15 protein-coding genes are annotated in these 13,057 nt (G+C 71.3%); 8 read left to right on the top strand and 7 right to left on the bottom strand.

Translation table 11 applies throughout. From position 1 onward, the window contains the following. Window positions 1–30 precede the first annotated feature (30 nt). Entirely contained in the window at window positions 31–501 is a 471-nt protein-coding gene (locus AB0H78_RS24255) for an indole-3-glycerol phosphate synthase (RefSeq protein WP_363236629.1), read from the bottom strand. A 107-nt stretch (window positions 502–608) separates the two neighbouring features. Continuing rightward, the gene (locus AB0H78_RS24250; RefSeq protein WP_363236628.1) at window positions 609–1,391 is read right to left on the bottom strand and encodes a pyrimidine reductase family protein; all 783 of its coding nucleotides are present in this window, start codon (window positions 1,389–1,391) and stop codon (window positions 609–611) included. Between AB0H78_RS24250 and zapE the strand changes: the two genes are divergently transcribed. The 4 genes from zapE (at window position 1,390) to AB0H78_RS24230 (ending at window position 5,347) form a co-directional block, all read left to right on the top strand. After that, window positions 1,390–2,508: a cell division protein ZapE gene (gene zapE, locus AB0H78_RS24245; RefSeq protein WP_363236627.1), complete on the top strand. Its 1,119-nt coding sequence runs from the start codon at window positions 1,390–1,392 to the stop codon at window positions 2,506–2,508. The two genes, AB0H78_RS24250 and zapE, sit on opposite strands and share 2 nt — an antisense overlap. Window positions 2,509–2,543: 35 nt before the next feature. Further along, a complete protein-coding gene (locus AB0H78_RS24240; RefSeq protein ID WP_363236626.1) occupies window positions 2,544–2,969 on the top strand; it encodes an OsmC family protein in 426 nt (141 codons plus the stop codon). Window positions 2,970–3,077: 108 nt separating this feature from the next. Beyond that, a complete protein-coding gene (locus AB0H78_RS24235) occupies window positions 3,078–4,445 on the top strand; it encodes an alkaline phosphatase PhoX (protein ID WP_363236625.1) in 1,368 nt (455 codons plus the stop codon). A 23-nt stretch (window positions 4,446–4,468) separates the two neighbouring features. Beyond that, a complete protein-coding gene (locus tag AB0H78_RS24230; protein ID WP_363236624.1) occupies window positions 4,469–5,347 on the top strand; it encodes a PPK2 family polyphosphate kinase in 879 nt (292 codons plus the stop codon). Here the strand turns inward: AB0H78_RS24230 and AB0H78_RS24225 are convergent. After that, window positions 5,341–6,456, bottom strand: coding sequence for a chemotaxis protein (locus AB0H78_RS24225; protein ID WP_363236623.1), 1,116 nt, complete (start codon window positions 6,454–6,456; stop codon window positions 5,341–5,343). The two genes, AB0H78_RS24230 and AB0H78_RS24225, sit on opposite strands and share 7 nt — an antisense overlap. Before the next feature lie 92 nt (window positions 6,457–6,548). Here AB0H78_RS24225 and AB0H78_RS24220 point away from each other — a divergent pair, with 92 nt between their 5' ends. Then, on the top strand, window positions 6,549–7,433 hold the full coding sequence (locus AB0H78_RS24220) for a polysaccharide deacetylase family protein (RefSeq protein ID WP_363236622.1): 885 nt from the start codon (window positions 6,549–6,551) through the stop codon (window positions 7,431–7,433). Between the two features lie 14 nt (window positions 7,434–7,447). Here the strand turns inward: AB0H78_RS24220 and AB0H78_RS24215 are convergent, their stop codons facing one another. Genes AB0H78_RS24215 through AB0H78_RS24200 form a run of 4 tightly spaced genes read right to left on the bottom strand, consistent with a single transcriptional unit; the run spans window position 7,448 to window position 9,784 of the window. Beyond that, on the bottom strand, window positions 7,448–7,594 hold the full coding sequence (locus tag AB0H78_RS24215) for a hypothetical protein (protein WP_363236621.1): 147 nt from the start codon (window positions 7,592–7,594) through the stop codon (window positions 7,448–7,450). A gap of 14 nt (window positions 7,595–7,608) precedes the next feature. Beyond that, on the bottom strand, window positions 7,609–8,277 hold the full coding sequence (locus tag AB0H78_RS24210) for an ABC transporter (protein WP_363236620.1): 669 nt from the start codon (window positions 8,275–8,277) through the stop codon (window positions 7,609–7,611). Beyond that, window positions 8,274–9,062 (bottom strand): ATP-binding cassette domain-containing protein, encoded by a 789-nt coding sequence (locus AB0H78_RS24205; protein ID WP_363236619.1) that lies wholly within the window; start codon window positions 9,060–9,062, stop codon window positions 8,274–8,276. The genes AB0H78_RS24210 and AB0H78_RS24205 overlap by 4 nt, the downstream gene beginning before the upstream one ends. Before the next feature lie 44 nt (window positions 9,063–9,106). Beyond that, entirely contained in the window at window positions 9,107–9,784 is a 678-nt protein-coding gene (locus AB0H78_RS24200; protein WP_363236618.1) for an AIM24 family protein, read from the bottom strand. A gap of 96 nt (window positions 9,785–9,880) precedes the next feature. On the opposite strand from AB0H78_RS24200, the gene AB0H78_RS24195 reads away from it, so the two are divergent. From AB0H78_RS24195 to AB0H78_RS24185, 3 genes are all read left to right on the top strand, one after another. After that, complete coding sequence (locus tag AB0H78_RS24195; RefSeq protein WP_363236617.1) at window positions 9,881–10,576, top strand: aminoacyl-tRNA hydrolase; 696 nt, start codon at window positions 9,881–9,883, stop codon at window positions 10,574–10,576. 97 nt (window positions 10,577–10,673) lie between these two features. Further along, window positions 10,674–11,993 carry a DUF692 domain-containing protein gene (locus AB0H78_RS24190; protein ID WP_363236616.1) on the top strand — a complete coding sequence of 440 codons (1,320 nt, stop codon included), beginning with the start codon at window positions 10,674–10,676 and terminating at the stop codon, window positions 11,991–11,993. Window positions 11,994–11,997: 4 nt separating this feature from the next. Next, on the top strand, window positions 11,998–13,035 hold the full coding sequence (locus AB0H78_RS24185) for a TIGR04222 domain-containing membrane protein (RefSeq protein WP_363236615.1): 1,038 nt from the start codon (window positions 11,998–12,000) through the stop codon (window positions 13,033–13,035). The last annotated feature ends 22 nt before the right edge of the window (window positions 13,036–13,057 follow it).

Here is a 13,057-nt window from a genome sequence, read left to right as displayed (position 1 = left end):
GGTGTACGGACGTAAGTGAGGCGGCCCAGCCTATTCGCTGTGCGCGAAGAGCTTGAGCACCGGTACGCCGACCTTGTGACGGGCGCGCGAGGCCCAGTCCCGGTGGAAGAACTCCTCGACGTAGTGCGGCTCGGTCAGCACGATGACCTCGTCGGCACTCTTCTCGGTGACGACCGTCGTCAGCAGGTCGAGGGGGTGCTCCTCGACGACCTGCCCCTCCGCCGCGGCGCCGGCGTCCCGCAGCGCCTGCAGGGAGTGCTGCAGGGCCTGCTCTGCGGGAAGCCTGGCGTCCGCTCCTTCGAGTACGTCGCCCTCACGGGCGGCGTCGTCCAGTTCGCCCATGGCCACGTCGTCGATGGCTCGCAGCAGTACGTCCGCCTGGTCGCCGCGCGGCTGCATCAGCACAACGAAGGAGACCTGTTCGTCGCCGTGCAGCGTCGTGACGAACTCCACGTCTTCGGAGGTGAGGGGCTTCTCGATCATCAATACGCTCGTGAACACCGCTGGAGCCCTTCTGCTGAAACCATCCTTCCCCGTGCGTGCACGGGGTCTGAACAAGGTAAGTGTGCCCATCCGGAGCTAACCGGAACGGCAAATTCCGCCGCTTGTCAGACACGACGGTAGCGGCTGAACAGGAACCCGGCCTCCTCCAGCAGGGACACCAGGGAGAAGCGTTCCGGCACGGCCAGTGCGGGGCCCCCCGCGATCCGCTGCGCGTCGCCCGCGGTGAGGGTCGGCGAGAGGGTCAGACAGAGCTCGTCGAGGACCCCCGCCGCCACGAACTGGCCCAGCATCCGCGGCCCGCCCTCCGTGAGCAGCCGCCCGTGCCCGCGCTCGCCCAGCTCCCGTACGGCCCGGGCCGGATCCACACCCGCCCCGTCACCCGCGATCACGACCTCGGCGCCCGCCTTCTCGGCCGCCCGTACGCGGTCCTCGGGCGCCGAGGCCCCCGTGAGGACCAGGGTCGGGACGAGGGGCGCGGCAAAGAGCGGGAGGTCGAAGTCCAGCTCCAGGCTCGCGCTCACCACGGCGATCGCGGGTGCGGGTCCCTGACCGGCCGCCGCCCTGCGCGCGGCGAAGGCCTCACGGGCGCGGGCGGGACGGTAGCCCTCCAGGCGAACCGTTTCCGCACCCACCACCACCGTGTCCGCCAGCGCCCTCAGGGTGCCGAAGATCTTCATGTCCGTGGCGGAGGAGATGGGCTGCGAGCGGCCGTCGTGCTGGGCCGCACCGTCCAGCGAGGAGACCATGTTGGCCCGCAGCCAGGGGGCACCCGCTCCCGGGATGGCCTCCGGGTATGCGTAGGCATCGGCCAGTTCGTCCAGGCTCCAGTCGCGGCCCTCCGGGGACTCTGGGGGTGTCTGGTCGGTCACAGGGAGCAGGCGTCGCATGCCAGGCAGTGTGGCACGGCGCATAGAGTTAAGAACTGTGTCGTCGTCCATAGCTGAAGTGGTCCCCCAGTCCCTGTGCGCCCTAGAGCCGCACGTCCCCGCGAGCAGTCTGGTCGCGGAGATGGTGCCGCCGCCGCGCTTCGACTCGGTGCGCTTCGATACGTACAACCCCGACCCCGATCAGCCCACCCAGACCGAGGCGGTCGCCGTCCTCAGCGCGTTCGCCGCCGGTCTCGGCGGTGCCACGGCGACCGGAGCGGGCTCCGCGAAGAAGCGCTGGTTCGGGGGTACGAAAAAGCCCGCCGCGCCCACCGGACCGCGCGGTGTCTACCTCGACGGCGGGTACGGCGTCGGCAAGACCCACCTCCTCGCCTCGGTCTGGCACGCCACCCCGGCGCCCCGCGAGCTCAAGGCCTTCGGGACCTTCGTGGAGCTGACGAACCTGGTCGGCGCGCTCGGCTTCCAGCAGACGGTCCAGACCCTCAGCGGCCACCGGCTGCTCTGCATCGACGAGTTCGAGCTCGACGACCCGGGCGACACCGTCCTGGTCTCCTCCCTGCTGCGCAGGCTGGTCGAGGCGGGCGTCGCCCTGGCCGCGACCTCCAACACCCTGCCCGGCAAGCTCGGCGAGGGCCGTTTCGCCTCCGCGGACTTCCTCCGCGAGATCCAGGGACTCTCCGCCCACTTCCGCCCGCTGCGCATCGACGGCGACGACTACCGGCACCGGGGTCTGCCCGAGGCTCCCGCCCCGTACAGCGACGAGCAGGTCACGAAGGCGGCGTACGCCACCGAGGGAGCGTCCCTCGACGACTTCCCCGCGCTGCTCGCGCATCTCGCCAAGATCCACCCGAGCCGTTACGGCGCGCTCACCGCGTCGGTCAGCGCGGTCTGTCTCACCGATGTGGCACCGGTGCCCGACCAGTCCACGGCGCTGCGCCTGGTGGTCCTCGCCGACCGGCTCTACGACCGCGAGATACCGGTGCTCGCCTCCGGTCTGCCCTTCGACCGTCTGTTCAGCGAAGAAATGCTGAACGGCGGCTACCGCAAGAAGTACTTCCGGGCGATCTCCCGTCTCACGGCGCTGGCACGCGACGCGAAGGGTCTGGTGGCCCAGTAGGTTTGGGACCACCAGCCAACAGATTGGGATTCATCATGGCCACCACGCGTCAGGCGCACACGGTCTGGGACGGCACGCTCCTCGAGGGCTCGGGCGTCGTCACCTTCGACTCCTCCGGCATCGGCGAGTACCCGGTCTCCTGGCCGGCCCGCGCCGAGCAGGCCAATGGCAAGACCAGCCCGGAGGAGCTCATCGCGGCCGCTCACTCCAGCTGCTTCTCCATGGCGCTGTCCAACGGTCTGACCAAGGCCGGCACCCCGCCGACCCAGCTGACCACCCAGGCCGAGGTCACCTTCCAGCCGGGCACCGGGATCACCGGCATCCACATCACGGTCGAGGGCCAGATCCCGGGTCTCGACGAGGCCGGTTTCCAGGCCGCGGCCGAGGACGCCAAGGCCAACTGCCCGGTGAGCCAGGCCCTTTCGGGTACGACGATCACGCTCACGGCGAAGCTCGCCTGACCCACCCGTCATCCGGGGCCGCGTGACTCGCATGGTTCACGTGTCAGTACTTACGTGCTAAACACATGCGGGTCACGCACCACCTGTCCGCCAACAGGGAGCTGCCCCATGACCGATGCGACACGTCGTCACGTTCTGACCCGTACCGGCGCCCTCGGCGCCGGTATCGCCTTTTCCGGGACTCTCTCGGCGCTCTTCGAAGGGACGGCGGCGGCCCAGCCGTCCGGCAGATCCGGCTACGGCCCGCTCGTCCCCGACCCCGCCGGCCTGCTCGATCTCCCCCGGGGCTTCCACTACAAGGTCCTCTCCCGCGAGGGCGACCAGCTCCGCTCCGGCGAGGGCATCGTTCCCTCCAACCACGACGGAATGGCCGCCCTGCCCGGCCGGCGCGGCCGCACGTTCCTGGTCCGCAATCACGAGAACCGCGTCACCGCCAAGCACCGGGTGCCGGCGATCCCGGGGATCACCTACGACCCGAACGGTCTGGGCGGCTGTACGGCCCTGGAGGTGGACGGCCGCAACAACGTGCTGTCCGAGCGGGTCGCCATCGCCGGTACGGCCGTCAACTGCGCGGGCGGGCCCACCCCTTGGCACACCTGGCTGACCTGCGAGGAGACCGAGGACAAGGCCGGCACCAACGGCTACACCAAGGACCACGGCTTCATCTTCGAGACGGACCCCGCCGACCCGCAGCGCACCGGCGCCGTCCCGCTGACCGCGATGGGCCGCTTCGCGCACGAGGCGATCGCCATCGACCCGGACCACGGCACGGTCTACGAGACCGAGGACGCGTTCATCAAGCCCTTCGGTCTCTTCTACCGCTTCCACCCCAACAAGCCGCAGGGCGGCATCGGTTCGCTGCGCGCGGGCGGCACGCTGGAGGCGATGCGGGTGCCGGGGGTGCCCGATCTCTCCGCCGTGCAGGAGACCGGGACGAGCTTCGGGGGCGTGGAGTGGGTGCCCGTACCGGATCCGCTCGCGAAGGAAACCCCCATCCGGCTGCAGGACTTCGGGCCGAAGGGCATCACGCACGCGCAGAAGCTGGAGGGCTGCTACTGGGGCGGTTCCTGCGTGTACTTCGTCTCCAGCTTCGCCATCTCCAAGGACGGCGCCGCGGGCGACCACTTCGGCCAGGTCTGGCGGTACGAGCCGAAGAAGCGGCGCCTGACCCTGGTCGTGATCTTCGGGCCCGACACGGATGTGCAGCTGCCCGGGGAGTCCCCCGACAACATCACGCTCGCCCCGAGCGGCGGCCTGATGGTCTGCGAGGACGGCGGAGGGGCGCAGCACGTCTTCGGCCTGGACCGGAAGGGGACGGTCTATCCGATGGCGCGCGGCAGGCAGAACATCGGGACACCGGAAGCCCCCGAGTGGGGCGAGTTCGCCGGGGTCACCTTCGCTCCGGACGGCCGGACGATGTTCGTGAACTGCTACACCCCTGGCACGACCTTCGCCGTCACCGGACCATGGTGTTAACCGTCGGCTGAAAGGGATGCGCAGTGGCCAAGAAGGGTTCCAAGAAGCAGGCCCCGAAGAAGGCTCAGGACCTGCGCGAGCTGCTGCGCATCCCGCCCGGCTCCGAGGTCGATCTCTCCTCGTACGATCCGGAAGCCCTCCCTGCGGGCCCGCAGAAGAAGGCCGACGGTCTTGCCGGGACCACTCTGATGGGTGAACGGCTCGCCGATCTCCAGGAGCGGCTGTACGCGGCCTCGACGGGCGGCGACCGCAGGCGCGTGCTGCTGGTGCTCCAGGGCATGGACACCAGCGGCAAGGGAGGGGTCGTCAAGCACGTCATCGGCCTCTTCAATCCGTCCGGCTGCCGGATCAAGGCCTTCAAGAAGCCGACGGCCGAGGAGCTCAACCACCCGTTCCTGTGGCGCATCGTCAAGGCGCTTCCGCAGCCGGGCGAGATCGGCATCTTCGACCGCTCGCACTACGAGGACGTGCTGATCGCGCGGGTGCGCGAGCTGGTGCCGGGCAGCCAACTGGGCCGCAGGTACGGGCAGATCAACCGCTTCGAGCAGTCCCTCGCCGAGGACGGCGTGACCGTGGTCAAGATCTTCCTGCACATCAGTTACGAGCAGCAGCAGCGACGGCTGATCGAGCGGCTCGACAACCCGGACAAGCACTGGAAGTTCAACCCGGGCGACATCGAGGAGCGCGCCCTGTGGCCCGCCTACCAGGAGGCGTACGAGATCGCTCTTGAGCGGTGCTCGACGGACGCCGCGCCCTGGTTCCTGGTGCCGTCCGACCGCAAGTGGTACCGGAACTGGGCGATCAGCAAGCTGCTCCTCGAACACCTCGAAGCCCTCGACCCCCAGTACCCGAAGGCCGATTTCGATGTCAAGGAGAGCCGCAGGCTGCTGCTCGCTCAGTAGCGCAGTTCGGCGGCGATACGGTCGTGGGCGGCGAGCGCGTCGTCGGGGAGGAAGACCACCTCGGCGCCGCTGTCCAGGGCCGCCTCGACCAGTTCGTCGACGATGTCCTCACGGACCTCGTGGTCGGCGCTCTGCGCACCGTCCGCGTCGGCCGGAGCGAGGTGGCCGTCCTCCAGCCGTACCGTCTGCTGGAAGTTGTCCTCGACGGCCACCAGCGCGACGCGGCCTTCGCGCACCGCTTCCCACACCTCGTCGAGACCGGCGGCGAAGGTGCGCCGCCCGCGCGCCTCGTCGAGCCGACGGGCGACTTCGCCGGCCGACTTCTTCTCGAACTCCTCGACCAGCGGCTTCAGTTGGGTGTGCAGTTCGGTGGCGGGGCCATGGGTGAGGCCGCCCTTGAGCAGCTTCCCCGCGAGCTTGCGGCCCGACCCCGAGGCCTCTTCGAAGGCGCCGAGGGCGGGGGCCAGGCCGACCACGTACACCGGGCGCGGATGTGCGGCCAGCAGGTGGCCCAGTGCGGTGTCGACGCTGCGCAGGTACTGCCGGGTCGTCTCGTCCCTGAAAGTGCTGGGGGTGTCGCCCTGGCGCTCCTCGCGCTGCACGTCGTTCTGGATCTCCTCGGGCTCCTGGGGGAATCCGTCCGCGGTGTGCTCGCGCAGGCTCTCGCCCGAGCCGTCCCAGAGCGTCGCGCGGTCGGCTGCGACGGCCAGTACCCAGTACGGCCTGGACTGCGCCTTCGCGGCGACCAGGTTGCGCGTGAGATAGGTGTCGCTGAGCACGATGCGCTCGGGCACCGGGCGCGGCAGCGACCAGAGTTGGTGCTCGTCGGGGCGTACGAAGATGACAAGACCGTCCTGCGCATGCCTCAGGTCCAGGTCCGCGACGGCCCGGTCCAGCTGTGCCTTGATGTCGATCCGCGCCTTCCGCGGGACCGATGCGTCGGCCTCCAGCCGGTGCACGGCCTCCGCCACCAGATTGCGCAGCCGCACGCCGTCCTGGGCGTTGTCGGGTTCGCGGCGGTGGGTGGGCATGCTCAGCGAGACGACCGGATACGGCTGGGGCGCGCGCAGTTCCTGCAGCAGCGCTGAGGTGAGGGCGTCGGTTTCCATGGCTCCCTTTCGGGTTCACAAATGCCGTAATTACGACAATACCGTAGCCCGGGATGCCCCGACCCCGCCCGTCGCTCCGATAGCTTCCGTGCGTGATCACTCTCGCCCGACGGCTGACCGCCGTCGCTGTTCTCGGCGCCCTCGGTGCCGTGCTCGCCGGCTGCGGCACCGCCGACCCGCAGCCCCGCGCCGGCAAGCCCGCACCGGCCGGACCGGCGGCCGCCTCCTCCGCGCCGGCCCGTCCCTCCCCCGCTCCTTCCGTACGAACCGTGCGGAAGCCGCCGTCGATGGCGCCGGGACCCGGCGGCCTGACCCCCGTCTTCGCGCACGGCTCGCGCACCCGGGGCAAGATCGTCGCACTGAGCTTCGACGCGGACATGACCGCGAGCGAGGGACCCAGGGCGGCCGCGGGAGAGCACTTCGACAATCCCCGGCTCATCGCCGATCTGCGGCGGCTGAAGGTCCCGGCGACGCTCTTCATGACGGGCCGCTGGGCCGACGAGTACCCGGCCCAGGCGCGCTCGATCGGCGCCGACCCGCTCTTCGAGGTCGCCAACCACTCGTACAGCCACTACGCCTTCACGTCCCCCTGCTACGGCCTCCCCGAGCTCGGCGCCCACGAGATGCGCTCCGACGCGGCACGGGCGACCGCCGCTTTCCGCAGGGCGGGGGTCGGGCACACGGTCCCGTACTTCCGCTTCCCCGGCGGCTGTTACGACAAGGCCGCCTTGCGCGCCCTGGCGCCCCTGCACCTGACGGCGGTGCAGTGGGACGTCGTCAGCGGCGACCCCTTCGCCCAGAACGCGGACGCGGTGGCCGATCAGGTGCTCTCGGGCGTACGGCCGGGATCGCTGGTGGTGATGCACTGCACCGAGAGCGCTGCTCCCGCCACGGACGCGGCACTGCGGCGGATCGTGCCCGAACTGCGCAAGCGCGGCTACCGGTTCGTGAAGGTCTCGGATCTGATGCGCGGCTGAGAGGCTGAGAGGACCTAGCCGGAACAGGCCGTGCGCTCGGCCTCCCGCCATTCACAGACGGGGCAGAGCGTGATGCCGCGGGTCGACTCCGGGTATTCGGTCGGCTTGCGGCACAGCACGCACTCGGCCATCGCCACGGCCTGCTCCTCGGTCTCCTTCATACGCACGAGAGTAGTCAGCCGCGCCGCGAGGTGAGCCGGCAGACCAGCGCCGCCACTGCGGCCGCGATCGCGGCCGACGCGGCCAGGGACAGCAGAGGCAGCTGCACGGTGCCGGTGCGCGAGCCGCTGACCAGGCCGTACACCGCGCTGTGGGCGGGCGACCCGGTCGTCACCAGGACCAGGAGCGCGGCCAGCGCCGTGGCCGTGACCGACCAGCCGGTGGAGCGCAGCACCGGCCAGGTGCACAGGGCGCCCACCGCCGCTCCGACGAGGGCGCACACCAGGGCCGCGAGGAGACCCGCGGAGGCGGCGGGCAGCATCGGGACGGCCCGCTGGTGGTCGGTGCTCGTCGCGTCGCTCATCGCGGCGACCACCACGGTCCCCGCGACCGCGAGCACCGCCGCCCACCCCGACGCGGCGCCGAGGCAGGCGAGATGGACCCGCGCGGGGCTCGTCGCGGCAGCGGCGCAGTGCCGGGCGGCCGGGGGTTCCTGGGTGGCACAGATACGGACCAGCCAGGCGGTGACGGGGAGCAGGGCCGCGGCCGCGACGCCGAGCGAGTCGAGCACCGGGTCGCCGCCCTGGGCGCCGACCGCGAGGAAGATCCCGTACAGCAGGACCGGCGGGAGCCAGCGCTGGGAGCGCAGCAGGAGAGCGGACTGGTAGCGGAGGAGTGCGGTCACCGGTCCTCCCGCACGCAGGGGGCCAGGCCGCGGATGTGCCAGGGCGGGCGCGCCGTGAGCAGCGCCTTCAGCAGGGCGTCGGAGTGGACGGCCGCGACGGTCAGGGTGGTGGCGTCGGGGCCTGGCTCGCACTCGGGCGATCCGGGCAGGTGCGCCGGGAGTACGGCTCCGGGCGGGCCCGCGGCTTCGATGCGCACCCGGGGTCCGCCGTCTTCCCGTACGAACAGAACCGGGACCAGCGCGCTGCCCTCCACCCGGTGGGCCACGTCGACCGCGTCCGCGAGCCGGCGCGGGTCGTGGTCGACGAAGACCGCGGTGGCACCCTGCGCGACGCCCTCGGCGACCGCGCCGTCCAGGGTGGCGCGGGCGGCCGTGTCCAGGCCGGTCCATGCCTCGTCCAGGATGAGCAACTCCGGTGCTGCGAGGAGGGCTTGAGCGACGGCGATCTTCTGGCTGGTGCCTTTGGAGAGGCGGCTGAGCGGCGTACGGGCGTACTCCGTGATCCCGAACCGCTCCAGCCACTCGGCTGCCCCCGACCGTGCGGCGTTCCTGCCCAGGCCGTGGATCCGGCCGAGGTGGACCAGGTATCCGGCCGCGGTGAACGGCAGCGCGGCCGGGAAGCGTTCGGGGACGTACGCGGTGCGCGGGCGCCCTGTGACGCTGCCCTCGGTCGGGGTGTCGATCCCGGCGAGCAGCCGCAGCAGCGTGGACTTGCCGCTGCCGTTGACCCCTTCGACGCGTACCACGGTGTGCGCGGGCAGATCGAGATCGACCCCGCGCAGCACCCAGGGTCCGGCGAGGCCGTAGCGACGGCCGACTCCTCGCAGTTTCAGTGCTGTTGGGCCTTCTGCGGGGTGGCCTCGCTCGGCCGTACGATCACGAATCCCTCGCCCTGCAGCATCAGCTGCACGGCCTCGCCCGAGCCGCCGCGGATCATCGAGCCGATGGACTGCGAGCGGTGCAGGGAGGTGGAGAGGTGCGCGGTCCAGCCGACGACCGCGTCGGTGTCGACGTACACCGGGGCCTGGGGCGAGACGGGGATGACGATGGGGTTGCCCTCGCAGATCAGGCCGAGCTTGCCGTGGCCCGTGAAGACGCTGTTGAAGAGGCCGCCGCCGGCTATGCCGGAGCCCTTCACCGTCTTGATCTCGTAGGAGAGCGTGGAGTCGAAGCACAGGACGTTGCGGCCGTTGATGGTGAGCGCGTCGCCCGGCTCGACATCGACGATGAAGCAGTTCGCCGCCTCCTGCGCGAACCAGGCCTCGCCCTGTCCGGTGACCGCCATGAGCGCCAGGCCCTCGCCGGTGACGGCGCGCTTGAGCATGCCGCCTATCCCCTGGCCCTTCCGCTCGAACTGGAGATTGCCGCGGTAGGCGATCATCGAGCCCTGGCGGGCGAGCATCTCGCCGTTGATCGCGTACTTGATCGACTTGGCGTTCTGCAGGGTCATGCCGGGGGCGACGGCCTGCTGCGCCATGTTGTCCGTGGAGAAAAGATCGCTCTTCATGCGGAGCATCCTCACCCGGAGCCAGTGGCTCCGCCAAGGAGCTGCGCATGACGGACTGGCAAACTGGTGTGTGTGAGCAGCAACGACAGTCCTTTTGTGCCTGAGCCGACGTCCCGTGACGAGGCCCCGCAGTTCGTCCTCCCTCTCGTGGTGCACATCGAGAAGGCCGAACCGCCCGCCCGCACGGACGCCTTGGAGACGGCGGCGCGGGCCGTGCTGGTGATCCTCTCCGACGAGCGGTCCCTCGGCGAGGGCGAGTGGGCCGAGGTCATGCGGGACTGGCAGGACGCCCGGATCCGCAAGGTCGTACGGCGGGCGCGCGGGGCGGAGTGGCGCAAGGCGTCGGCGCTCCCCGGGATCACGGTGACGGGCAAGGCGGCCGAGGTACGGGTCTTCCCGCCGGTGCCGCTGGACGGCTGGCCGAAGGAGCTGGCGAAGCTCCAGGTCAGCGGCACGGACCTGGACGATCCTGAGGAGCCTGCCGCACCCGACCTCTCCGGGCCCGTTCTGTGGATGAGCCCCGATGTGGAGATGTCGGCGGGCAAGGCGATGGCGCAGGCCGGGCACGGGGCGCAGCTGGCGTGGTGGGAGCTGTCGCCGGAGGAGCGCGAGCAGTGGCGTGCGGCGGGCTTCCCGCTGTCGGTGCGTACGGCCACGGCGGAGCGGTGGAAGGAGCTCACGGAGAGCGGCCTGCCGGTGGTCCGCGATGCCGGATTCACCGAGATCGCGCCGGGATCCTGCACGGTCGTCTCCGAACATCCGGCACTGCGGACGCCGCGGAACCTCAAATGAAGCTCTGAACGTCTCTCCTGCGGGGTTCACCACCGCGCGTGAGGGTCATGACCCCTGCACCACAGCACGCGGTGAAGGTGTGAAGGAGGGGGAGAGCATGCGGCATCACCTGGGTATCGGCATCGGCTGGCGTCCTGAGATCGCGGAGGCGGTGGAGGAGCTGCCCGGCATCGACTGGGTCGAGGTCGTGGCGGAGAACATCTGCCCCGGCCATCTCCCCGCCTCCCTGCAGCGGCTGCGCGACCGGGGCGTGACGGTCGTCCCGCACGGCGTCTCGCTGGGCATCGGCGGGGCGGAGCGGCCGGACGCGGGGCGCCTCGCGGATCTGGCGGCGCGGGCGGAGTTCCTGGGGACGCCGCTGGTCACGGAGCACATCGCGTTCGTACGGGCGGGAGGGGCGCTGACGGCGTCCCCCGCTCTGGAGGCCGGCCACCTGCTCCCCGTCCCGCGCACCTGGGACGCCCTCGACGTGCTGTGCGAGAACGTCCGTATCGCCCAGGACTCGCTGCCCGTCCCCCTCGCTCTGGAGAACATCGCCGCGCTGATCGCCTGGCCGGGCGAGGAGCTCACCGAGGGCCAGTTCCTGGCGGAGCTCGTGGCGCGCACGGGGGTCCGGCTGCTGATCGACGTGGCCAACCTCCACACCAACCACGTCAACAGGGGCGAGGACCCGGCGAAGGCCCTGGCCGAGCTCCCTCTGGAGGCCATCGCCTACGTCCATGTGGCGGGCGGTGTGGAGAAGGACGGCGTCTGGCACGACACCCACGCCCACCCGGTCACCGAGCCCGTCCTGAACGTCCTGGCGGAACTCCGCTCCCGGGTGGACCCGCCGGGCGCGCTCCTGGAGCGGGACGACGACTTCCCGGCCGCCGCCGAGCTCGGGGCCGAACTGGCCGCGATACGCGAGGTGTTGGCGGTGCGGTCCCCGGCGCCCCGCGCCGAGGAGCCCGGACACGAGGCGGCGCAGACCGGCGGCGGGTCCAGTACGGCGGGCAGCGGCGCGGGTGACTCCGTCCGGATGCGGGTCGGCCTGGCGCAGGCCTCGCTGCTCTCCTCGCTCGTCGCGGGCACACCGGCCCCCGAGGGGTTCGACACCCGCAGGCTGCGCGTCCAGAGCCACGCTCTCGCCGCCAAGCGCGCCGACGTGATCGCCAAGGTGGCGCCCGAGCTGCCTGAGATCCTGGGCAGCGGATACCGTTCCGCGTTCCTCTCGTACGCCAAGTGCCGCCCGATGTCCGGTGGTTACCGGCGCGACGCGCTGGACTTCGCCGAGCATCTGCTGATCGCGGGACGGCCCGCCGACCCGGCCGCACGGCAGGCGCTCACCCGGTGGTGGCAGGACCGGGCCGCTCCGCGCCCGCCGACCCGCCGGACCCGCCTGGTGCGGGCAGCCCGTACCGCACTGGTGGGAAGGTGACCCGATGAACGGTTTCGTTCTCCTCTACTACCTGGTGATCGGCGCCTCGTCCGCCGCACTCATCACCGGCGTCACCCGCTCGCGCGGCCGCGTCGCCGGATCCGCGGCCACCGTCCATGACGCGATGGAAGCGGCCTTCCTCTCGGGCGGTCCCGCCCGGGTCACCGACTCCGCGCTCGCGGCCCTGGCCGAGGACGGCCGGATCACGGTGGGCGGTCCCGGGATCGTCGCCGTGGCACGTCCGTCCGCGCGGGAGCCGGTGGAGCGCGCCGTGCTGGCGGCGCTCGCCGAGGCGCCCAGCGGGGCGCTGCATCTGCTGCGGTTCGCGGTGATGCGCAGCCCGGCCGTGCAGGAGATCGGCGACGGGCTCGCGGCCCGCGGGCTGATGGCGGAGCCGGGTGCGGGCCGGGGGTGGGCGGTCTGGGGCGGAGTGCAGGCCGTCGTCTGCTTCCTGGGTTTCCCGCTGGCGATGCTGCTGACCTTCGCGACCTTCTTCACGTCGGACGGCGAGATCGGGGTGCCCTTCATCATCAAGGTCGTGCCCGCCGTGTTCGGCGGAATCGTCGTCGGCATGGTGTTCGCCTCCCGCGCCAGGCGCCGCGTCACGGGCGGCGGCAAGGATGCGCTGGCGGCGTACGGCAGGACGCATGCGCTGGATCCCTCCGCCGCCGTACGGGTCGCTCTGCACGGGCTCCGGGCACTACCCGATCCGCTGCTGCAGGCCCAGCTGATCGCGGCCGCGCGGATGGGGAGCGGGCCGGGCAGGAGGGGCCGCACCACGTCGGCTTCCAGCTCCTCTTCCTCCTCCAGTTCGTTCTACGACCCGGCCGTCACCGCAGCGGTGTGGTGCGGCGCTCCGGGCTCGGGCGGTTCGGGCTGCGGGAGCAGCAGCGGGGGCGGGGGTTCCAGTTGCGGCGGCGGTTCCGGATCGAGCTGCAGCAGCGGTTCCAGTTGCGGAAGTTCCGGGTCGAGCTGCGGGGGCGGTTCGGGCTCCAGCTGCGGATCGAGTTCCAGTTCCAGCTGTGGGAGCAGCAGTTCGTAGCCGCTTCCTGCCTGGGACTTCA

The organism is Streptomyces sp. NPDC050738 (assembly GCF_040654175.1).
GTDB lineage: Bacteria > Actinomycetota > Actinomycetes > Streptomycetales > Streptomycetaceae > Streptomyces.
Note: the sequence above shows the minus strand (reverse complement) of the source record. Positions and strands in the feature narration are given on the sequence as shown.